19 protein-coding genes are annotated in these 20642 nt (G+C 49.3%); 17 read left to right on the top strand and 2 right to left on the bottom strand.

Annotated features, from left to right (window positions below):
* The first annotated feature begins 852 nt into the window (after window positions 1-852).
* From HMPREF2955_RS02915 to HMPREF2955_RS02970, 11 genes are all read left to right on the top strand, one after another.
* Window positions 853-1188, top strand: coding sequence for a hypothetical protein (locus tag HMPREF2955_RS02915; protein ID WP_070720791.1), 336 nt, complete (start codon window positions 853-855; stop codon window positions 1186-1188).
* A 408-nt stretch (window positions 1189-1596) separates the two neighbouring features.
* The gene (locus HMPREF2955_RS02920) at window positions 1597-3657 is read left to right on the top strand and encodes a TonB-dependent receptor plug domain-containing protein (RefSeq protein ID WP_070720883.1); all 2061 of its coding nucleotides are present in this window, start codon (window positions 1597-1599) and stop codon (window positions 3655-3657) included.
* 104 nt (window positions 3658-3761) lie between these two features.
* A complete protein-coding gene (locus tag HMPREF2955_RS02925) occupies window positions 3762-4091 on the top strand; it encodes a heavy-metal-associated domain-containing protein (RefSeq protein WP_044259902.1) in 330 nt (109 codons plus the stop codon).
* 449 nt (window positions 4092-4540) lie between these two features.
* Window positions 4541-5230 (top strand): phosphatidylserine decarboxylase family protein, encoded by a 690-nt coding sequence (locus tag HMPREF2955_RS02930; RefSeq protein ID WP_070720793.1) that lies wholly within the window; start codon window positions 4541-4543, stop codon window positions 5228-5230.
* 15 nt (window positions 5231-5245) lie between these two features.
* Entirely contained in the window at window positions 5246-5968 is a 723-nt protein-coding gene (gene pssA / locus HMPREF2955_RS02935; protein WP_070720795.1) for a CDP-diacylglycerol--serine O-phosphatidyltransferase, read from the top strand.
* A 2-nt stretch (window positions 5969-5970) separates the two neighbouring features.
* Entirely contained in the window at window positions 5971-6246 is a 276-nt protein-coding gene (locus HMPREF2955_RS02940; RefSeq protein WP_070720797.1) for a DUF4834 family protein, read from the top strand.
* A 608-nt stretch (window positions 6247-6854) separates the two neighbouring features.
* Window positions 6855-7811, top strand: coding sequence for a methylenetetrahydrofolate reductase (locus HMPREF2955_RS02950; RefSeq protein WP_070720885.1), 957 nt, complete (start codon window positions 6855-6857; stop codon window positions 7809-7811).
* Window positions 7808-8947, top strand: a complete 1140-nt coding sequence (locus HMPREF2955_RS02955; RefSeq protein ID WP_019187335.1) for a DNA polymerase III subunit — start codon at window positions 7808-7810, stop codon at window positions 8945-8947. Before HMPREF2955_RS02950 ends, HMPREF2955_RS02955 begins: the two co-directional genes overlap by 4 nt.
* Window positions 8948-9102: 155 nt before the next feature.
* The gene (ricT, locus tag HMPREF2955_RS02960; protein WP_070720802.1) at window positions 9103-10431 is read left to right on the top strand and encodes a regulatory iron-sulfur-containing complex subunit RicT; all 1329 of its coding nucleotides are present in this window, start codon (window positions 9103-9105) and stop codon (window positions 10429-10431) included.
* 7 nt (window positions 10432-10438) lie between these two features.
* Window positions 10439-10930, top strand: a complete 492-nt coding sequence (locus HMPREF2955_RS02965) for a gliding motility lipoprotein GldH (RefSeq protein ID WP_009231874.1) — start codon at window positions 10439-10441, stop codon at window positions 10928-10930.
* Window positions 10931-10975: 45 nt separating this feature from the next.
* Entirely contained in the window at window positions 10976-11260 is a 285-nt protein-coding gene (locus HMPREF2955_RS02970; RefSeq protein WP_070720804.1) for an ATP-binding protein, read from the top strand.
* Between the two features lie 359 nt (window positions 11261-11619).
* Here the strand turns inward: HMPREF2955_RS02970 and HMPREF2955_RS02975 are convergent, their stop codons facing one another.
* Window positions 11620-12618, bottom strand: coding sequence for a 2-hydroxyacid dehydrogenase (locus HMPREF2955_RS02975; RefSeq protein ID WP_070720807.1), 999 nt, complete (start codon window positions 12616-12618; stop codon window positions 11620-11622).
* Between the two features lie 334 nt (window positions 12619-12952).
* Here HMPREF2955_RS02975 and rsmA point away from each other — a divergent pair, with 334 nt between their 5' ends.
* The gene (gene rsmA / locus HMPREF2955_RS02980) at window positions 12953-13756 is read left to right on the top strand and encodes a 16S rRNA (adenine(1518)-N(6)/adenine(1519)-N(6))-dimethyltransferase RsmA (protein ID WP_019187340.1); all 804 of its coding nucleotides are present in this window, start codon (window positions 12953-12955) and stop codon (window positions 13754-13756) included.
* Window positions 13753-14217: a GAF domain-containing protein gene (locus HMPREF2955_RS02985; protein ID WP_070720815.1), complete on the top strand. Its 465-nt coding sequence runs from the start codon at window positions 13753-13755 to the stop codon at window positions 14215-14217. Before rsmA ends, HMPREF2955_RS02985 begins: the two co-directional genes overlap by 4 nt.
* An 8-nt stretch (window positions 14218-14225) precedes the next feature.
* On the opposite strand, the gene HMPREF2955_RS02990 is transcribed toward HMPREF2955_RS02985, so the two are convergent.
* Window positions 14226-14495 carry a hypothetical protein gene (locus tag HMPREF2955_RS02990; protein ID WP_019187342.1) on the bottom strand — a complete coding sequence of 90 codons (270 nt, stop codon included), beginning with the start codon at window positions 14493-14495 and terminating at the stop codon, window positions 14226-14228.
* Window positions 14496-15309: 814 nt separating this feature from the next.
* Here HMPREF2955_RS02990 and HMPREF2955_RS17015 point away from each other — a divergent pair.
* The 4 genes from HMPREF2955_RS17015 to HMPREF2955_RS03015 all read left to right on the top strand — a co-directional run bounded on the left by HMPREF2955_RS17015 (window position 15310) and on the right by HMPREF2955_RS03015 (window position 20638).
* Complete coding sequence (locus HMPREF2955_RS17015) at window positions 15310-15435, top strand: hypothetical protein (protein ID WP_256374687.1); 126 nt, start codon at window positions 15310-15312, stop codon at window positions 15433-15435.
* Between the two features lie 1113 nt (window positions 15436-16548).
* Window positions 16549-16902 (top strand): hypothetical protein, encoded by a 354-nt coding sequence (locus HMPREF2955_RS03005; RefSeq protein ID WP_070720822.1) that lies wholly within the window; start codon window positions 16549-16551, stop codon window positions 16900-16902.
* Between the two features lie 285 nt (window positions 16903-17187).
* Window positions 17188-17589, top strand: coding sequence for an FMN-binding protein (locus tag HMPREF2955_RS03010; protein ID WP_070720825.1), 402 nt, complete (start codon window positions 17188-17190; stop codon window positions 17587-17589).
* Window positions 17590-17830: 241 nt separating this feature from the next.
* The gene (locus tag HMPREF2955_RS03015; RefSeq protein ID WP_070720826.1) at window positions 17831-20638 is read left to right on the top strand and encodes a SusC/RagA family TonB-linked outer membrane protein; all 2808 of its coding nucleotides are present in this window, start codon (window positions 17831-17833) and stop codon (window positions 20636-20638) included.
* Window positions 20639-20642: the final 4 nt, after the last annotated feature.

A 20642-nucleotide genomic window follows, 5' to 3' on the forward strand; every position in this document is an offset into this window, starting at 1 on the left:
AGAAAGGCAAAATGGTGCAAAATGCAGGTTCTTTTCTTGGAAATAGACAAAGCGAAAGGCGCGGAAGGCAAGAAATGGTAGACATTTGCCTACTTTTTAACCCATATTTTCGCTAGAACGAAGCGAAAATTAGAATGAGTTTGTAAAATAAATACAACAATTTAAGTTTTTGAATTGATGGGTATTTGAGTTTGGGAGTCTGGAAGTTGATGAGTTGGTAAGTGGTTGAGTTAATGACTTGGTGAGTTTTTGACTTTGCGGGTTTGTGGGTTGGTAAGTGGTTGAGTTAATGAGTTGGTGAGTTGATGAAGTGGTGAGCGTTTGAGTTAATGAGTTGGTGAGTTGGTGATTTTGTGACTTTGTAGGTTTGTGGGTTGGTTATTTTTTTAGTTAATGAGGTTGTGAGTCGGTGAGTTGATGAATTGGAGAGTTGGCGAGTTATGTATTCGGGAACTTTGGGCTTTCGTGAGTTCATAGGTAAGCGAGTTGCGTTGTTCTGCACTTCGTATATAAAGAGGAGTGTTTGTGTTGTGTGGCACCACAAGGAACACACACTTCTCAATTTACAGAAACACGAAAGGTGGAGACAACGTCATTATCCCCTCTGTCTAAACATTCAACCCTAGGGGTTGGAAATAATGATGTTTGCAAACATTCTCAACCATTCTGCCTTATAAACATCATCTTGACGGCCTTTCATTGCGCCAAGCAGTAGTTAAACACGAAACGTTTACGATTGCGCCATTGAAAAAAGCACAAAACTTTGCCTTGTTATGAAATAAAATTACTACCTTTGTCGTTCGAATTATGAGGAAATCGGCATACATAACACTCTCAATCCTGTTATCAACAATGATATTATGGATTGGTTCGGGCATCATGACTGTGGTGTGCGAGCATACGGGTAGTGTGTCTGTTGCCGAGATGCCGTCGAAGATGCACTGCAAGGATGCGGCTGCAAGCAACTGCATGAAGATGCAGGTAAAAACCTTATCGCCTACAAATGCAGAGCGAGCAGACTTCCATCAGCCGCTGCCCGTGCAGTTCTCACTTCTTCCGCAACTCATAACAGATTGCGATTTATTGCCTTTGCCCGTTTTGGCAAAGGCCGCCGAAAGAACATGGCAACGGCTTTGGCATGGTCCGCCGCGCCAATATCTTCGGCTACTTACAACACTTCTGATTTGATTTTTTGTGTCCTCCTGTTATTCGTTAAGCGTAACAGGAAGAGCCTTTGTGCCCGTTTCACAAGCGTGTAAATGTGCAAAGCTGTATCGGGCAACCCACTGTCTTGATGCGTTAAAGCGCATACTCAGGGGTTTCGCGTACACCTGCGGTTACGTCCCTTGCCTTATTCGTGTCCGAGAACAAAGTCCACAAGCCTCTTTCTTACAAGATGTTCGAGGCAGAAAGTTCGTTATCTCACCACGGTTTTGCAGCGACATCGCCCCACACTCGCCCCTAAAAACATGTTTGTGAACAAACCGAGGGCTAGTTCTAACGCCCTGCCACTCCGCAGATGCCCACGCCAAGTGGATGCACCTTGTGGCACGTAGCAACTGGCCAAACTTTAACAACAACAAAAAATCAAATGTAATGAACAAAATTCCATATATATTAGGTGCAACGCTATTGGCCGTTGTGCCTGCTGTAGCCCAGCAAACACACCCCGACTCGACCATAACGCTGAAAGAACAGACGCTGGCAAACGTCACCGTAACTTCTCGCAAGGCCTCCGTGCGTTCGCTCAAAGGTGCCATCAACGGCAAAGACATCCTGCGCGACGAGCTTTTCAAGGCCGCCTGCTGCAACCTAGGCGAGAGTTTCGTCACCAATCCGTCGGTCGATGTAAACTACGCTGACGCCACTACCGGCGCCAAGCAAGTAAAACTGCTAGGCCTAAGCGGCACATACGTGCAGATGCTTACCGAAAACCTACCCAACTTCCGCGGTGCGGCTCTGCCTTACGGCCTAGGCTATGTTCCCGGCAACTGGATGAAGAGCATGCAGGTTAGCAAAGGCAACTCCTCGGTAAAGAACGGCTACGAAGCCATGACGGGACAAATAAACGTTGAGTACGTGAAACCAGAGGACGAGAAGGGCATTTCGCTCAACCTCTATGGCAACACGATGGGAAAGTTCGAAGCCAACGCCGACGGCAATGTGCACATCAACGGCAACAAGAACCTCAGCACAGAACTGCTGGTACATTTTGAGAACAATTGGAGCCACCACGACGGCAATGGCGACGGATTTGAAGACGACCCGCAAGTGAAACAATACAACTTGCAGAACCGCTGGTTCTGGAAAAAAGGCGGCTACATGCTCCACGCTGGCTTGGCGTTGCTGAAAGAGGACCGCACTAGCGGACAAGTTGCGCACGCACAGCCCGCGCCCGGCAACCCAATGCCTTACCGCATCGGCATTGGCACAGAGCGTTACGAGGGCTATATGAAACATGCCTTCATCCTAAACGAGGCACACGGCACCAATGTCGCCTTCATGGGCAACGTGTCTTTACACAAGCAAGATGCAAGCTATGGCATCAAACAGTACAGCGTGAACGAGAAGAACGCCTACGCATCGCTTATCTTCGAGACCGACTTCACACCCGAACACAACCTTTCTGCGGGGCTAAGCCTTAACCACGACTACCTGCACCAGCGTTTGTTACTCCCTGCGGGTGTGGTGCCTGCCGATTACGGCAACCGCTATCCGCTAACGCGCGGCATAGAAAGCGAAACAACGCCTGGCACATACGTACAATACACCTATAACCTGCACAACCGCATGATTGCCATGGCCGGCTTGCGCATCGACCACAGCAACGTGTACGGAACGTTCTTCACGCCACGTTTCCACCTGAAGTGGATGCCGGCAGACCTGCTCACCATCCGCCTATCTGCTGGAAAGGGCTACCGCAGCCCGCATGCTCTGGCCGAGAACAACTACCTCATGGCGTCTGGTCGCCGACTAATCATCGACAACCTGGAACAAGAGGCCGCGTGGAACTATGGAACCAGCCTGAGCTTCCTCATCCCGATAGGTAAGCAAACGCTGAAATTAAACGCCGACTATTATTACACGCACTTCCTTTCGCAAACCCTTATCGACTACGACACCAACCCGCAAGAGCTGCACATCACCAATCTCAACGGCAAGAGCTACTCGCATACCGTACAAATTGATGCTTCGTGCCTGCTTTTTAAGGGGCTCGACCTGACGGCGGCCTACCGCTACAATCTCGTTAAGGCCACTTATGGCGGCCGTTTGATGTGGAAACCGCTGCAAAGTCGCTACAAGGCACTGCTTACAGCCAGCTACAAAACGCCCTTAGGACTATGGCAGTTTGATGCGACGGCAGTGTTGAACGGCGGCGGAAGAATGCCCGAACCCTACACAACAGCATCGGGCAACCTGTCGTGGAGCCGCAACTTCAAGGCATACGGCCAGCTCAACGCACAGGTTACGCGCTATTTCCGCCATTTCTCAGTGTACGTAGGCGGCGAAAATTTGGGCAATTACAAGCAGAAGAACCCCATTATCGGATACCAAAACCCATGGGACAACGACTTTGAACCCACAATGGTATATGGTCCCGTGCAGGGTGCCTCGGCCTATATCGGCATCCGCGTCAATCTGGGAAAACGGCTTTAAACGCCCCATCCTCTCGCCTTAGCGGCGCAAACAAATAAGAATAACAACCAGGGACAAACGGTTAGAAACCAAGTTTAGGCCGTTATCCCACAAACAACAAACAAATGAAAAAATCAATTATTTCGATGGTACTGTTCATGGTAGCCATGATTGCAACCGCAAAAGACATTAAGACCGTTGTTTTCACCACAACCCCACAGATGCACTGCGCCAACTGCGAAGCGAAAATTAAAGGCAACCTCCGCTTTGAAAAAGGAGTGAAAGCCATAAAAACAGACGTAGAGGCCCAGAAGGTTTTCGTTTCTTACGATTCAAAGAAAACAACCGAGGAAAAGCTTCAAAAGGCATTCGAGAAATTTGGTTATAAGGCAGAAAAGACCGATAAGGATGCCAAGATACCCGTGCATAAGGACGAACAATGTGAGAACATGTAACGGAACCCGCTAGAAAACCTCACGCAACGGCACAAGGAATACTTGTTGTACAACAAGTTGAGGGGAACTTGTGCCAGCGCGCGGGGCTTTATTGGCGGTTCTTAAATTTGGATGGGCAGCACATTTGCCCACCCCATGCAACACGGGTTTATCTATTAGGCAGGCTCTAAAAAACCTCTAATGGGTTTTAGGATCTGCCTATATCATTTTGTCTGCATACACCCAACAACTCATAAACTCATTGTTTGCATGCACTCAACAACTCAAAAGATTACAAACTCACCTACTTTCCACTTGCGTTCCGCCACGCCCAAAACCACGAAAGCGCACGTTCCTCTCGTTAAATTTGCCTATTTCTTACCGAAAGTATAAAGAAAAAGTCACACGAACTTGCCTAATACGTTAAAAATCATTATCTTTGCATCCACATTTAACAGCAACTACCGCGAATGGTCAATAAAATAAAGAAACTGAAGAAGATTAGAATACACCGCGAAGGCACTGAAACTCTGGTGCTTGGGTTCATCGTACTTGCCATCGTAGCACCTCTTTTATGGGTGTTTTTCGAGTGTAAAGTGGCGTTTTGGACGTTCTTGGTGATATACGGCATTGCCTATGGCATCATTATTAACTTCTTCCGCTGCCCCATACGCGTGTTCAATGGCGACACGGAGAAAGTGGTGGTTGCGCCAGCCGATGGGAAAATAGTCGTAATAGAAGAGGTGGACGAGAACACTTACTTCCACGATCGCCGCATCATGGTGTCTATTTTCATGAGCCTTTTCAACGTTCATGCCAACTGGTTTCCCGTTGACGGCAAGGTAAAGAAGGTTGAACACAAAGACGGAAACTTCCATAAGGCATGGTTACCCAAAGCAAGCGAGGAAAACGAACATGCAGATGTGGTGATAACTACACCCCACGGAGTGGACATTCTCTGCCGCCAGATAGCGGGAGCAATGGCCCGGCGCATCGTTACTTACGCCAAACCGGGCGAAGATTGCTATATCGACGAACATCTCGGCTTTATTAAATTGGGGTCGCGCGTCGACGTATTCCTCCCCTTGGGCACTGAAATTTGCGTAAAGATGGGCCAACTTACCACGGGCGACCAAACCGTTTTGGCCAAGCTTAAATAATAAGGAACACTGCCAATGGCAAACAAAATAACACGCCACATACCCAACACCATAACCTGCTGCAACCTCATTTCGGGCTGCATCGCCATCATTACGGCCATTTATGGCGACTTGTGGCTCGCCCTACTCTTTATTGTCATCGGGTCTGTGTTCGACTTTTTCGACGGCATGTCGGCACGTTTGCTCCACGTTTCTTCGCCCATCGGCAAAGAACTCGACTCGCTTGCCGATGTCATCACCTTTGGCTTAGCCCCTTCGGCGATGCTTTTTCATCAACTTTCAGTTTTAGACTACCCCTTCGGGAGTGCCTATCGGTCGCAGATTACGGGCTTTTTGCCTTTCGTTGCCTTTCTGATGACGGCCTTTTCTGCCCTCCGTTTGGCCAAGTTCAACCTCGACGAACGACAGACAACATCGTTCATCGGACTGCCAACACCTGCCAATGCCCTGTTTTGGGGGTCGCTTTTGTTGGGACTCGACAGTCAGATGCAAGCCGTAAATTGGGCACCATTCGCGCTCATCGCCCTGATGTTGCTCAACTGTTGGCTGCTTGTGTCCGAACTACCTATGTTTGCACTCAAATTTAAACACTGGGGCTGGAAGGGCAACGAGGTGAAATACATCTTCGTACTTAGCTGCATACCGCTGCTCGTTATCTTTAAAGTGCTGGCCTTTGCCATCATCATTGCGTGGTATGTGGTGCTATCCGCCTATGTAAACGCCACTAAAAAACAATAGCAATGGATTTTATCTTGAAGTCGATAGGCGTGCTATTGCTATCAGTGCTGTTTGTTTCGCTGATAGCTTTCTTGCTAACGTTTAGGCGTATCATCAAATCTGTGCGCCAAACCATTCGCCAATTCAACAACGCCACCACGTCTTCTGCCCCAAAAGGTTCGCAACGCGCAGGCAAAACGGGCGAAGTGATTATCGACAGTCGCACATCCGAGCGCATGAACCAAAAGATTTTCGAACAAAACGAGGGCGAATACGTAGACTTTACTGAGGAGAAGTAAAGCGAACAACACAGAATAAGTCTCACTTTCTGCCCCTACTACAAAGGCAGAAGCGAATGGCATGCAATGCCGCAGCAAAGCTTATCGCGCTCCTATTTCTTTGGAGAAAGGAGGAGAATGAGATGTGCACTTCAACTCAGACCGTGCAGAACAAAACGGCATAAGAAGGTAAAGACAAAACGTAAGCATCCTGTGCTAAAAAACAACAAAGGCTAAGCGTAACACGGATAAGCGAAAAAAATGTTGTAACTTTGCATAAGTTGTCTTGCACTCGGCAATTTGAAAACAAGTTTTCATTGCGCTCGTTGGCGTCAACTTTGCATAAGTTGTCCTGCACTCGGCAATTTGAAAACAAGTTTTCATTGCGCTCGTTGGCGTCAACTTCGCATAATAAGTTGTCTTTGCTTGCCCATCCTACAACCGTCGTTCGGCACATTGGCAGACAACAATTTGGCACAAACAGACTGCTTTCGCAAGCATAAACGCACGGCAGAAGTAGTTAGGCGTATTTGTTTTCCATCCCCAAGACGCAACAAACGCCACAAGCAGACATGCCAAACAGGGGAACATGGGGGCGCGCACGATGCCCGTCCAAACACCAGATAAAGATGAAAGTAAGTGATTTCCTAAATAAAAAGGCAGCAGCCAAGGCCATTTCGTTCGAGGTTCTGCCACCACTCAAAGGCAACGGCACGGCACAATTGTTTCGTACCATCGACCGTTTGCGCGAGTTCTGCCCCAACTACATCAACATAACCACTCATAACAGCGAGTTCGTTTACCGCCAATTGGACAACGGACAATACGAACGCGACCGCATTCGCCGACGTCCTGGCACCATTGCCATTGCTGCCGCCATACAGCAACGCTATGGCATACCCGTTATTCCGCACATCATTTGCAGCGGAGCTACGATTGAAAGCATTGAATATGAACTGCTGGACTTGCAGTTTTTGGGCATTCAGAACCTGCTGTTGCTACGTGGCGACAAGGCGCGAGACGAACAATTGTTCACGCCTACGCCCAACGGACACACGCACACCACAGACCTTATCGAGCAGGTGAACCGCTTTAACGCTGGTTTTTTTGCCGATGGAACAGCGATGAAACACCCTGGCGAAAGTTTCGAGTATGGCGTGGCGTGCTATCCGGAGAAACACGAGGAGGCTCCCAATCTCGATATGGACATTGATTACTTGCTGAAAAAGCAGCAACTTGGGGCGAAATACGCCGTTACACAGCTGTTTTACGACAATCAGAAATACTTCGGCTTCGTGGAAAAGGCACGCCAAAAGGGTGTTACCATACCCATCGTGCCGGGCATTAAGCCGTTTGCCAAGTTGGGACAGCTAACGGTTATACCCCGTACATTCCACTGCGACCTGCCTACGGCGTTGGCTAGCGAAATCGTTAAGTGCAAAACCGACGACGATGCAAAGGCGTTGGGCGTGGAATGGGCCACGCAACAATGTCGCGAACTGTATGCGAAAGGTGTGCCCAGCATTCACTTTTACACCGTTTCGGCGGTCGATTCAATCTGCGAAGTGGCCAAAAAACTGCTATGAATTGGAATGACGTAATAGGGCAAGACGACGTTAAACGTCGACTCGTAAGCATGGTGCACAACAACCGTTTGCCCCATGCAATGATGCTCTGCGGCCCTGCCGGCAGTGGAAAATTGGCCTTGGGCTTGGCTCTTGCCTCGTACTTGCTTTGCGAACGCCATGCAGAAGGCGACGCTCCTTGCGGCGAATGCGGTGCTTGCGCCATGATGCGCCGCTTTGAACACCCAGACCTGCACTTCTCTTACCCTGTTATTCGCCCTACCGGAACATCCAGTGAGCACAAGATGAACAGCGACGACTTCGCCCCACAGTGGCGAGAGATGTTGCAAACAACGCTTTATCCCTCGATAGACCTTTGGCTCGACCAGATGGACGCGGCCAACCAACAGGCTCAGATGGGCGTTGGCGAAAGCGATTTGCTGATGAAACGTCTCAGCATGAAGTCGAGTCAAGGGGGCTATAAGGTGGTGGTGGTGTGGCTTGCCGAACGTATGAACCAAGAATGCGCCAACAAGTTGCTCAAGCTTTTGGAGGAACCGCCTGCCCAAACGCTCTTCATCCTTGTGTGTCAAGAGCCCGAACAGCTGCTCGAAACCATCAAGAGCCGCACCCAACGCATCGACTTGCCGCCCATTGCAGTGCACGACATGCAGCAAGCACTGATACAAAAGCGCAACATAACGCCCGAAGACGCGCGCCGGGTGGCCCGATTAGCCAACGGAAGTTGGACTAACGCGCTGGCCGAACTTAGCGTAGACAACGAGAACAAGCAGTTTTTAGACATGTTTATCATGCTGATGCGGCTGGCTTACCAACGAAACATACGCGAACTGCGCCGTTGGAGCGATGCCGTGTCCACCTATGGGCGCGAGAAACAAAAACGCATGCTGACCTACTTTGCACGTCTGATGCGCGAAAACTTCATGTTCAACTTCGGTATTGCCGACCTTGTGTACATGTCGCGCGAAGAAGAAAACTTCGCCAAAAACTTTGCACGTTTCGTAAACGAAGAGAACATCGTGGAGATTTCCGAACTCATCGACCGCTGCATCCGCGACATTTCGCAGAACGCCAACGCCAAAGTGGTGTTCTTCGACTATGCCATCAACATGATTCTCTACATCAAGAAGGCATAAAAGCGGCTCCGCCTCGGCTCGTTCAAAGCATCCGCCCACGTGCATTAAAAGGTGGTTCGAGCCAACTTAACGAGCCAACTAAAACAGCACTCTCCGACAGGATTTAGCCCAACGAGGCAAACATCCTGCCGTCAATATATAAACAAAACGAACAAATGGATTACAGAAATATGAAGTTCAAGGTGGCCAACGGCTGCGACCACGGCGGATGCTGTGGGGGCTGTTGCCGTTCGGACCACCAACTAAATACATACGATTGGTTGGCCGACGTGATGAACGACCCCGACAAAACCGACCTTGTTGAGGTGCAATTCAAGAATACGCGCAAGGGTTATTACCACAACGTGAACAACTTACAGCTTACAAAAGGCGACATGGTGGCCGTGGAAGCGAGCCCAGGACACGACATTGGCGTGGTTACCCTTACGGGAAGGCTCGTGGCTTTGCAGATAAAGAAGGCCAACTTAAAGTCGGCCGACGACATCAAACGCATCTATCGCGTGGCCAAACCCGTAGACCTTGACAAGTACGAAGAGGCTAAGAGTCGCGAAAACGACACGATGATACAGAGCCGACAGATAGCAAAAGAACTGGGATTGAAGATGAAAATCGGCGATGTGGAATATCAAGGCGACGGAAACAAGGCCATTTTCTACTACATTGCGGACGAAAGAGTAGACTTCCGACAGCTTATTAAGGTGCTGGCAGACACTTTTCACGTGCGTATCGAAATGAAACAGATTGGCGCACGCCAAGAAGCAGGGCGCATAGGCGGCACAGGACCCTGCGGAAGAGAGCTGTGTTGTGCCACATGGAACAAGAATTTCGTGTCGGTTAACACCAATGCGGCCCGCTTTCAAGACATATCTCTCAACCCACAAAAGCTTGCCGGCATGTGCGGTAAGCTGAAATGCTGCCTTAATTACGAAGTAGACAACTACGTGGAGGCAGCCAAACGCATGCCCAGCAAAGAGGTTTCGCTGCACACGGGCGATGCCGAACACTTCGTTTTCAAAACAGATATTCTAGCCGGAACGGTTACTTACTCCACCGATAAGAACCTCGCCGCCAACCTCGTTACCATTACGGCCGAACGTGCTAGGGCTATTATCGAGATGAATCGCCGTGGCGAAAAGCCCGACTCGCTTGAAGAGGAACGCCACAAGCAGCACACCGACAAGCCTATCGACCTCTTGGCTAATGCCGACCTGAGCCGATTCGACAAGTCGAAACGCCCTAAACGCCCCTCTAACGGCAAGCCCAAGGGCGACAAGCGCGATGGTTCTGCACCCCAAAATGGTGCTCCGCAACAACGCAAGGAACAGCAGCGTCAGCGCGAACAACAGGCAGAAAAACGCCGTCAAAGGCCACAACAGGCACGGGCACAAGAGGGCAAGCAAGAGAACAACGGCAACCGACATCGTCGCGATAACCAACGAAGAGGAGGCTCACCGTCGAACACCCAACAACAAAAACAAGAATAGCAAGCCGATGGAGCGTTTAGTGAAAGGCGCGTTGGTGGCTCTTGCAGTCGCCTTAGTTAGCGCATGCAGCATGGATACCGTCTATCACCGATACAGTCACACGTCGGTGAGCGGATGGGAGAAGAACGATACCTTGAAGTTTTACGTTCCGCGACTTCATCAAGGCGGCGTTTTCGCCCAGCAACTAGACGTGCGCATCAACGGTGCTTACCCTTTTACGGCGGCCACACTCATCGTAAAACAACGCATTGTACCTGGCAACCAAGAGTTAACAGACACCATCAACTGCACGTTTAGCAAGCCCGACGGCACTCGTCTCTCGCGTGGTATCAGCTATTACCAATACAGTTACCCCATAGCCAAGCACGATTTGCGCGAAGGCGACAGCCTAGTGGTGAGCGTTTACCACGACATGAAACGCGATATGCTACCAGGAATATCCGATGTCGGCATCCATATCAGTCGCGTTAGCTATCTGCATAATGCGCTATATAAATAAGGTGTATAGGCAAACACATAGAAATTAAACGCCACATCCGCGAAAATGGAATATATAGAGTTTAAGAAATTAATTGATGCACTAACAGCAAGACCCAAAGAAACAGAATGGCTGGAGTTCAAACACAACTTCCATTCAAAGGAAGAAATTGGTATAAGGATCTCTGCTCTGTCCAATAGTGCATATCTACGCAATGTTCCATACGGCTATATTGTATTTGGTATAGACGACGAGAGCCACAATGTGGTTGGCACCTTGCAAGCAAAGCTAATCAAAGAAGAAAGTTCTGACGGAAACAATAGGCATAGCTATATCCCATTTTGGGCGTAGCATGTAACTAGCATGTAACCAAAACAACTGATATGGCATTGATCTTTGACAAAAAGTACTTGTTACAGGGAATTAGGAACATATCAACCATGTAACTGAGATGTAACTGAGATATGAAAACAAACAGATATTAAAGACTGAAAGAGGGGCTGCCTACATGGCAGCCCCTCTGCTTTTTGGGACGTTTTTATGCTGTTCAAGTCTCACAGTTCAAGCATTTCGATATTGATAAGCTACCTAATCGCCGAACTTCCCCAAGTTAACCTACGCCGTAAACCGCAGGCCTGCTAGTGCGTTCAATAAGACAAACAAGCCAACGAACTCGGAAACTCAGCAACTCAAAGCCGCTTACCCCTCCTCTACTTCTCCATCACTTCGTTCGTCAGTTCCTTACCTTCGCTAAACTCCTTAATACTTTCTAGCGTAGTAAGCGCGATGTTGTGCATGGCCTCGGCTGTGAAGAAAGCCTGATGTGAGGTAAGAACCACATTGGGCATCATCAGCAAACGGGCAAGCACATCGTCGTCGATAATCTTATCGCTACGGTCTTCGTAGAAGTAATTCTTTTCTTCTTCGTACACGTCTAGACCTGCCGACCCCACTTGCTTCGTGCGCAAGCCCTCAATCAAGTCCTCGGTATGGATCAGTTTTCCACGTCCAGTGTTAATAATCATCACGCCCGGTTTCATCTTCGCAATGCTTTGGGCGTTGATAAGGAACGTAGTTTCGGGCGTAAGCGGACAATGCAACGAGATAATGTCGCTCTCGGCGTACAGCTCGTCCAGCGAAACCATCCGCACATCATACCGCTTGGCAAACTCCATATCGGGGTAAAGGTCGTAGGCAAGCACCTTCATACCGAAGCCATGCAATATCTTTATCAGTTCTTTTGCAATCCTGCCCATGCCCACAACGCCTGCCGTCTTGCCATACATGTCGAAACCCATCAAGCCTTTAAGGGCAAAATTGCCCTCGCGTGTGCGGTTAACGGCACGGAAAATCTTACGATTAAGGGCCAACATCAGCGAAACGGCATACTCGGCAACGGCATGCGGCGAGTAAGCAGGCACGCGAACAACCTTTATCCTACCCTTTGCTGCATGCAAGTCTACGTTGTTAAAGCCCGCACAACGCAGGGCGATGAGTTTCACACCATTCTTAATCAACTCGTCGATAACGGCTGCATTGCATTCCGCATTAACGAAAATGCACACCACTTCGGCACCCTTGGCCAGCGGAACGGTTTTAAGATTGAGATGTTCTTGATAATAACGGATGTCAAAGCCATAGTCGGCGTTCGTCTTGTTGAACGAAACCTCGTCGTACGATTTGGCATCGAAGAATGCTACTTTAATCATGAAGTTGTGGATTTTTGAATGTTACTAACTACGTTTGTTTGGCCACATGCGGCGCATTTGTGAATACCGCCACTGGGCGAGAACCGCTCTGGCTGCTCGTCTTTGGTTATCCTGTCACGGCCAAACATCATTCTTACAGCATGCAAAGTAAACACTTTTTTCCGAGATAACGGCCGTTCGGGCAGACAATATATGGCAGCGAGGACGAAGTTTGCCACCCAACACAGGCCATAGCCACACAAAAAACATCGCACCCACCCCAAACAAACGCCCTCAAAACGGCCCTAATCCCCCCATATTTTGCTAACTTTGCAAACGCAACAACATATTTACGATGAAGCTTGTACGACCCAAAAAGCATCTTGGTCAGCATTTCTTGACCGACTTAGGCATTGCCCAACGCATTGCCGACACCGTAGACGCGTGCCCAGAGCTGCCCATCCTCGAAGTGGGACCAGGCATGGGCGTGCTAACCCAGTATCTCGCCACCAAGAACAGGCCGCTACGCGTGGTGGAAATAGACACCGAATCGGTGGCCTTCCTGCACAAAAACTTCCCCCTTTTGGCAGAAAACGTGCTGGGCGAAGACTTCCTGCGCATGGACCTCGCCAGCGTTTTCTCTGGCCAACCCTTTGTGCTGACGGGCAACTACCCCTACGACATCTCCTCGCAAATATTCTTTAAGATGCTCGACAACAAGCATCTCATCCCCTGTTGCACAGGAATGATACAGCGCGAAGTGGCCTTGCGCATCGCCTCGCAGCCAGGAACAAAGGCCTATGGCATCCTTTCGGTGCTTATTCAGGCGTGGTACGATGTGGAATATCTCTTTACCGTAGACGAAACGGTGTTTAATCCGCCGCCCAAAGTAAAGAGTGCCGTTATCCGCATGACGCGAAACGCCGTAGAAAACCTTGGCTGCAACGAGGCATTGTTTAAGCGCGTGGTTAAAACGGTGTTCAATCAGCGGCGCAAAATGTTGCGCGTTAGCCTGCGCCAGCTATTTGCCGGCATGCCTGCCTCGCCCGAATTTTATGCACAAGAGATGTTTACACGCCGCCCCGAACAGCTTTCGGTGGCCGAGTTTGTGCAGCTAACCAACATGGTAGAACAAGAAATGAACGCCCAAAAACAATGAACAAGGAGACCATCTACACCGCCCTCTTACCGCAGGTAGCCGCCCTCATTAAGGGCGAAACCAACGAGACCGGCGTTTTGGCCAATGTTGCCGCCGCCCTGCACCAAGCCTTCGACCAGTTTTTTTGGACGGGTTTCTACCTACTTCACCCCGATGGCATGTTGCGTTTAGGCCCCTTTCAAGGTCCGCCGGCCTGCTATGCCATCGCCATTGGCAAGGGCGTATGTGGCCAAGCGTTCGAGTTGGGGCGCACCTTGGTTGTTCCCAACGTGGAACAATTCCCCGGACACATCGCTTGCAGCGCCCTTTCGCGGTCGGAAATTGTAGTGCCCGTCTTCTCAAAGGCCGGTAAACCCGTTGCCGTTCTCGACATCGACAGCAAACAACTCGCTACTTTCGACGACACCGACAAGCATTATTTGGAGCAAGTGGCACAGCTACTCACCGACACATTATATTAAGGCCTGTTTTAAAACTCCACGCAAGGGCTTAACACCTGTTTCTCTTTTGCCCTGCCCTTTCTTTTCTCCCCTTTCAGTTCCATAACCTGCAACGCATATTCGTTCGCAAACAAAATTCGCTCAGCGCTTTGCGTTTGTTTTGACAAAAACCATGTGATTTTTGCTAAGATTGCTTGAACGAAAAGAATTATAGTCAAACAGAATTGAACTTGAAAAGACACAGTTGCATCGTAAGCAAAAAGAAAATCTCCTTTTCCTCCACATAAGGGTTTATTCATTCTATGCAACACACGTCTTGCACGCTGCCAACAACAATTTTCCAAATGCAACTCTTTTTGACTATAATCGCTATACTTGCAGCAACACCCTTAAACCACTTGCCCAATGCGATGTATCTATCACTAAACAATTTGCCCTATTACCAAATCTTAAATTATTATCTTTTACTTTACAACACGGCTCTAATTTTCGCTCCGTTCTAGCGAAAATAGGGGTTAAAAAGTAGGCAAATATCTACCATTTCTAACCTTTCGCACCATTCTCTTTGTCTATTTTCAAGAAAAGAGCCTGCATTTTGCACCATTTTACCCTTCTAGTTTGGTCGCCAACTCATAATTTTTCAAACCCAATTACCTGCTTTTTACCCCTAAAATCCCACTTTTTGACAACTATTTCGCCCTTTTCGGCCATGTATCTCATGGCTCATAAAGGTTTTGTTTATACAATCCGTGTGGATATTTATGCTTTTCGCCCCGCATTTAGCACCATTTTACACTGCGTTTTGCACCATTTTACCTTGTATTTAGCACCAAAACACACTGCATTTTGCACCAAAACGCACTGCGTTTAGCGGCATATTGCACCGCGTTTAGCACCAAAACGCACTTCATTTCGCTGCAAATCGCCAAAAAATGGGTGTTGGTGGCAGTCGGTTTAAATAAATATTCATTTCGCCTGCATGCACAACTGCCCCCTTTTTGCATCAAAACAAACCTCCGCGAGAATCGATTTTTTGCGCAAGATAGGCGGTTGGTGGATGGAAAGGGCACTTTTTGTGTTAAATTCCTTGCTGAAAGTTTAACAAAAGCAGTTGTGCTGTCTATACACCTTTGGGCAACGGCACGGAAAAACACGTACGCTTATAACCGCCAGTGCGAGCAGTTGCAGAGCTTGTTGCCCACGGCCAACGGAGACAGCATCATAGAAATGCAGAAGTAATTAGCTATTGAGAGGCGGTTTTCAACTTGTAGAGAACGCATTGAATAACTTCTGTCAAATCGTCCTGAATAGAAAACTAACATTTCAGCTTGTGGTAGAGAACGCATTAAATGACTTCTGTCAAATCGTCCTGAATAGAAAACTAACATTTCAGCTTGTGGCAGAGAACGCATTGAATGACTTATGTCAAATCGTCCTGAATAGAAAACTAATATTTCTGCTTATAGCAGAGAACACATTGAATGACTTCTGTCAAATCGTCCTGAATAGAAAACTAACATTTCAGCTTGTGGTAGAGAACGCATTAAATGACTTCTGCCAAATCGTCCTGAATAGAAAACTAACATTTCTGCTTATAGTAGAGAACGCATTAAATGACCTCTGCCAAATCGTCCTGAATAGAAAACTAACATTTCAGCTTGTGGTAGAGAACGCATTAAATGACCTCTGCCAAACCGTCTTTTGGCGCATAACCACCTTTTGCCAAAATCAATTGGGGCAGCAATTCAGACGTTATAGTCTAACAGAATTGGATTTGGAAAGCCACACATGCAGCGTAAGCCAACTAGATACCCAGTTTTACTTCCCATAAAGATTTATTAATGCCATGCTGTCTACGCGGTTCATTCTTTTAACAGCAATTTTCCAAAAGCAATTCTGTTTGACTATAACATATCGTTGTCCAGCACTTCGTACATGAGGGGGAATGCTTATCTTGACCTTGCATCACAAAGAAAACAAACCCATCGCAGTTTATAGAAATGGTAACAGACAAGACAACTTCATCATGCAGCCACCAGCCAACGTACCAAATTATAGGTAGTTCAAGCCCTGTTCGTCGTTTCTAAATTTACTCCCTTTTGGGTATTTCACGCCTGCGGATAAAGGTCTATATTTGCAAAGTGTTATACATGGCCGTTCAATCCACTCAATACGTTCCGTTATGAAAGCACCATTCCCTACCCCGCCACGCCTTTCCTTATCGGCAAATTGTTGCTACACGAAAGTGGCAGAAAGCAAGGTATACAAGCTTTCGCCTACATTTCAAACTGCAATCAAACAGCGGAAAGCCCACCAGTTCGCCGAAACATTCATCCGTTAAGTCAGCATTTTATGAACAACTTCACCCTTTTCTTCATGCACGATGTGGTTTGGGTTACGCTCCTCGTCCTCGCCTACGCCGCCTATGCCATATCGTCTAAGCCCAAAGGCGACCTGGCAGTGCGCCTAACCATCGGCTTTGCGTTTGCATATTACCTTGTGTTTTACCTCCTATCCTTTGCAACAAGTGTGGCCACAGCCAAAGGCCTGTTCCTGCTTGCCTTGTTCCCTGTGTCAGCCTTGTGGTTTGCCCTTGCCCCCTATCGCAAAAGCAGGCGTACAAAAGTCATTGCATGGGCCTTGGCCACGGCCTATTGTGCCTTTTACGGTCTGATAGTGCTGCTGCACAGCCAGTCTAACATGTAAGCCACCACATCCCCACAGCCAGGCGAAACGCGCCGCCAAACACCAGGTTTCTCAACGCACCCCAACCCTTCGAGCTATCCGCGGCAACCAACATCAAGCACATCAGCACCGAAAACCCAACCACTACAACCAAAAAACGCGCAACAAGGCACAACATTTTGCCTCCACATGGTGGCTTTTTCTTTTTTTATTCCTATCTTTGCAATAACGGCGTCGCCACGGTCCGCCAACGATACGGATAGCCAACAAGACGCCCTCAGCTAACACTTCAGTAAACAAACAGTTATGAGAAAAGTAACATCCAGATTGTTATTCGGAATAGCCGCCGTAGTTTTCGCGGCGACACTCACCAGCGCAAGCAGCAACAACAACATCATTACCAAAGAAAAAGGGATGACCGTTGTTAACACCACCGAGCTTACACGCGACATTAAAGGCTTTAAGGGCAGCACGCCCGTGAAAATTTTCATCAAGAAAAACAAGGTGGTGAAGGTAGAGCCGTTGCCCAATCAGGAAACGCCAAGGTTCTTCGACAAAGTGAAACCCTTGCTGAAATATTGGGAAGGCAAGCCGGTTAGCAAGGCCATCGAAGACGAGCCCGACGCCATTACGGGCGCCACATACTCGTCAGATGCCATCATGAAGAACGTGCAGGTTGGCTTGGAATACTACAACGCCCACAAATAAGCCGGCTCACGCCCGCCCACAACACAGAACAGGCGGCCCACAACGTGGGGCATAAACGCCACACAAGGCATCATAAAGAAGGCTCCAACAGCCATACCCAAAGGCACTTGCCACACATGGCCACTTAATTTACGCCAAACATTGCGGACAAGCATTGAGGCTGCCGCCCCCAAAGAGGACCCGCAGGCATGCGCACAACCTGCTTACACTTACGCAACAGTCACCCTAAACAATCGCCCTTATGAACATCGCCGGTACTTTTTCGTATTCAGAACAACGCCTTCGCCCCTTAGGGCAAGGCAAAAACAAGCCTGCATCGTGTGCCCGGCTTGCTGCATACCTGCTCATGGCATGCCTATTGCCGTTTGTTTGCGCCGAAAACTTGTTTGCACAAGTGGGCGAAGACAAGCCGAAATACATCTCGCGCCTAATCCCCGACAGCCTAAAAGGCGACCAGCCGCTGATACAAGTCTGGCAAAAGACAGGCGGTTTTGGCGACAAAGGGCTCGTCGTCAACCCGCTCGACGCCATCAAAGGCCGCCTGGCCGGTGTAAATGTGTCGCGTGGAGGCGACCAACGGCAAGCCAGTCTCACCAGCGTACGTGTGCGCGGAACCACTTCGCTAACGGGCGGAAACGACCCGCTCGTGGTCATTGACGGCGTTTCGAGCGACCTTGCCACGCTTTCCACCATCTTCCCGTCGGACATCCTTTCGTATCAAGTGCTGAAAAACGCCTCCGAAACGGCCCAATACGGCTCGCGCGGCGCATCGGGCGTAATCATCGTAACCACTGCCAAGGGCGCACGCGGTAAGTTCCACATTTCTTACGACGGCAATGTGGGCTTTGAAACAGCGTATAAAAACCTCGAAATGCTGAGCGGGCGCAATTACGTTGCCACGGCAAAGGCACTTGGCCTAAGCGTTAACGACGGCGGCGAAGACAACGACAACTTGCGCGCCATTACGCAAACGGGTTTTATACAAAATCACCATTTGGCCTTTTCGGGCGGCACAGAACAAAGCAACTACCGCGCATCAATGAGCGTGATGAACCATCAAATGGTGGTGCGAACCAACAACTACCGCAACTTTACGGCCAAATTCGACCTCATGCAAAAGGCTTTCGACGATTGGCTCACCGTTAACTTCGGGCTGTTCGGCTCGTCGTTATCCAACAAAAAGATACTCGATACGCAGAGACTTTTTTATTCTGCCGCCTCGCAAAACCCCACTTTCTCCACCCAACAGAACGCCGCAGGAGGCTGGGACGTTAACACCCTGGCCTCGCAGATTACCCACCCCATGGCACTTTTGCACCAAAAAGACCACGACCGCGGCTTTAACATCAACACACACCTGTCTTTCGACTTCCCCCTCGCCAAGGGACTTACCGCCCGTCTCTTTGGTTCGTACTCGTTCACAACGCTCGAAAACGACATATTCCAACCCACTTGGACCGAGGCGCAAGGCAAAATGTACCGCCGCGAAAACAAAAGCGAAGACCTACTTGGCAGCGTGCAACTGAACTACAACAACACCTGGGGCGCACACAAGCTGCAACTGACGGGCACGGCAGAATATCAGAACAACCGCAAGCAGTTCTTCTTCACCACGGTGAAAGGCCTTTCGAGCAACGATTTTGGTTACGACAACCTCACCGCGGGCAGCATCCGCCCCCAAGACGGCACGGGAAGTGGGTACGAATCGCCCAAGCTAACCTCGTTCATGGGTAGCCTTTCGTACACGCTTTTGGGGCGTTACGCCCTTTCGCTGACGCTCCGCGCCGATGGCTCGACGCTTGTTGGCAAGAACAACACGTGGGGTTACTTCCCTTCTGCGGGCTTGGAATGGAACGTTAAGGAAGAAAAATGGCTGAAAAGCGTGCTTTGGCTCGACCAATTTAAACTGAGAACCAGCGTTGGCCGCTCTGGAAACCTGGGCGGAATAATGGCTTATTACACCCTGCAAATGTTGATGCCCAACGGCATTGTGCCCCATTACGGCCGCCCCACCGTTACCTTGGGACAACTGCGCAACATCAATCCCGACTTGAAATGGGAAACGCGCACATCGTTTAATGTGGGTATGGAGGCAGGATTTTTCAGCAACCGCATACACGTTTACGCCGAATACTACCACTCGAAAACCACAGACATGCTGTACAACTACGACGTTAGCGTGCCGCCCTTCGCCTATAACAAGCTGCTGGCCAACATCGGCAGCATGAGCAACAGCGGTATGGAGTTTGGCCTTGGCCTGGACCTCATCCGCAAAAAAGACATGGAACTGAGCGTAAACATGAACCTTTCGTTCCAGCAAAACAAGCTGCTGTCGCTCACAGGAATGTATAACGGCGAGCTTTTGTCGTCGCCCGACATCACGCCCATTGGCGGATTGACCGGTGCGGGCATGCACGGCGGACACAACTTCATTACTTATCAGATAGTGGGACAGCCCCTTGGCGTGTTCTATCTGCCGCATTGCACGGGATTAACCAAAAACGCCGACGGCTCGTATAGCTATGCCTGTGCCGACCTAGACAACAACGGACGCATCAATTTGGAAGATGGCGGCGACCGCCGTGTGGCAGGGCAGGCCGTTCCGAAGGCCACTTTGGGTTCGAACATCAGCTTTCGCTATCGCATGTGGGACGTAACCATGCAGCTAAACGGTGCCTTCGGGCATAAGATATACAACGGAACGTCGCTCACCTACATGAACATGGCCAGTTTTCCCGACTATAACGTGCTGCAAGAGGCACCCCAACAGAACATCAAAGACCAAAAGGCCACCGACTATTGGCTGGAAAGGGGCGACTACCTGAACGTAGACTACCTAACCATTGGCTGTAACTTGCCCGTCCGCTCGCGCTTTGTAAACGCCCTGCGCCTGTCGCTCAGCGTTAACAACCTCGCCACCATCACAGGTTACAGCGGTCTAACGCCCATCCTCAACAGTTATGTGGTAAACAACACACTTGGCATCGACGACAAGCGTTCGTACCCTCCGTATCGCTCTTTCTCGCTAGGGCTTAGCGTTCAATTCTAACTTC

Source organism: Prevotella sp. HMSC073D09 (assembly GCF_001814145.1).
Classification (GTDB): domain Bacteria; phylum Bacteroidota; class Bacteroidia; order Bacteroidales; family Bacteroidaceae; genus Prevotella; species Prevotella conceptionensis.

Excerpts from the sequence above, each read along its gene's own strand:
- HMPREF2955_RS02925 (WP_044259902.1), top strand. The coding sequence starts at position 3,762 with ATGAAAAAATCAATTATTTCGATGGTACTGTTCATGGTAGCCATGATT.
- HMPREF2955_RS02915 (WP_070720791.1), top strand. The coding sequence starts at position 853 with ATGATATTATGGATTGGTTCGGGCATCATGACTGTGGTGTGCGAGCAT.
- HMPREF2955_RS03005 (WP_070720822.1), top strand. The coding sequence starts at position 16,549 with ATGAACAACTTCACCCTTTTCTTCATGCACGATGTGGTTTGGGTTACG.
- HMPREF2955_RS02930 (WP_070720793.1), top strand. The coding sequence starts at position 4,541 with ATGGTCAATAAAATAAAGAAACTGAAGAAGATTAGAATACACCGCGAA.
- HMPREF2955_RS03010 (WP_070720825.1), top strand. The coding sequence starts at position 17,188 with ATGAGAAAAGTAACATCCAGATTGTTATTCGGAATAGCCGCCGTAGTT.
- HMPREF2955_RS02940 (WP_070720797.1), top strand. The coding sequence starts at position 5,971 with ATGGATTTTATCTTGAAGTCGATAGGCGTGCTATTGCTATCAGTGCTG.
- HMPREF2955_RS02965 (WP_009231874.1), top strand. The coding sequence starts at position 10,439 with ATGGAGCGTTTAGTGAAAGGCGCGTTGGTGGCTCTTGCAGTCGCCTTA.
- pssA (WP_070720795.1), top strand. The coding sequence starts at position 5,246 with ATGGCAAACAAAATAACACGCCACATACCCAACACCATAACCTGCTGC.
- HMPREF2955_RS02990 (WP_019187342.1), bottom strand. The coding sequence starts at position 14,495 with ATGAATAAACCCTTATGTGGAGGAAAAGGAGATTTTCTTTTTGCTTAC.
- HMPREF2955_RS02975 (WP_070720807.1), bottom strand. The coding sequence starts at position 12,618 with ATGATTAAAGTAGCATTCTTCGATGCCAAATCGTACGACGAGGTTTCG.
- rsmA (WP_019187340.1), top strand. The coding sequence starts at position 12,953 with ATGAAGCTTGTACGACCCAAAAAGCATCTTGGTCAGCATTTCTTGACC.
- ricT (WP_070720802.1), top strand. The coding sequence starts at position 9,103 with ATGGATTACAGAAATATGAAGTTCAAGGTGGCCAACGGCTGCGACCAC.
- HMPREF2955_RS03015 (WP_070720826.1), top strand. The coding sequence starts at position 17,831 with ATGAACATCGCCGGTACTTTTTCGTATTCAGAACAACGCCTTCGCCCC.
- HMPREF2955_RS02920 (WP_070720883.1), top strand. The coding sequence starts at position 1,597 with ATGAACAAAATTCCATATATATTAGGTGCAACGCTATTGGCCGTTGTG.
- HMPREF2955_RS02970 (WP_070720804.1), top strand. The coding sequence starts at position 10,976 with ATGGAATATATAGAGTTTAAGAAATTAATTGATGCACTAACAGCAAGA.
- HMPREF2955_RS02985 (WP_070720815.1), top strand. The coding sequence starts at position 13,753 with ATGAACAAGGAGACCATCTACACCGCCCTCTTACCGCAGGTAGCCGCC.
- HMPREF2955_RS02955 (WP_019187335.1), top strand. The coding sequence starts at position 7,808 with ATGAATTGGAATGACGTAATAGGGCAAGACGACGTTAAACGTCGACTC.
- HMPREF2955_RS02950 (WP_070720885.1), top strand. The coding sequence starts at position 6,855 with ATGAAAGTAAGTGATTTCCTAAATAAAAAGGCAGCAGCCAAGGCCATT.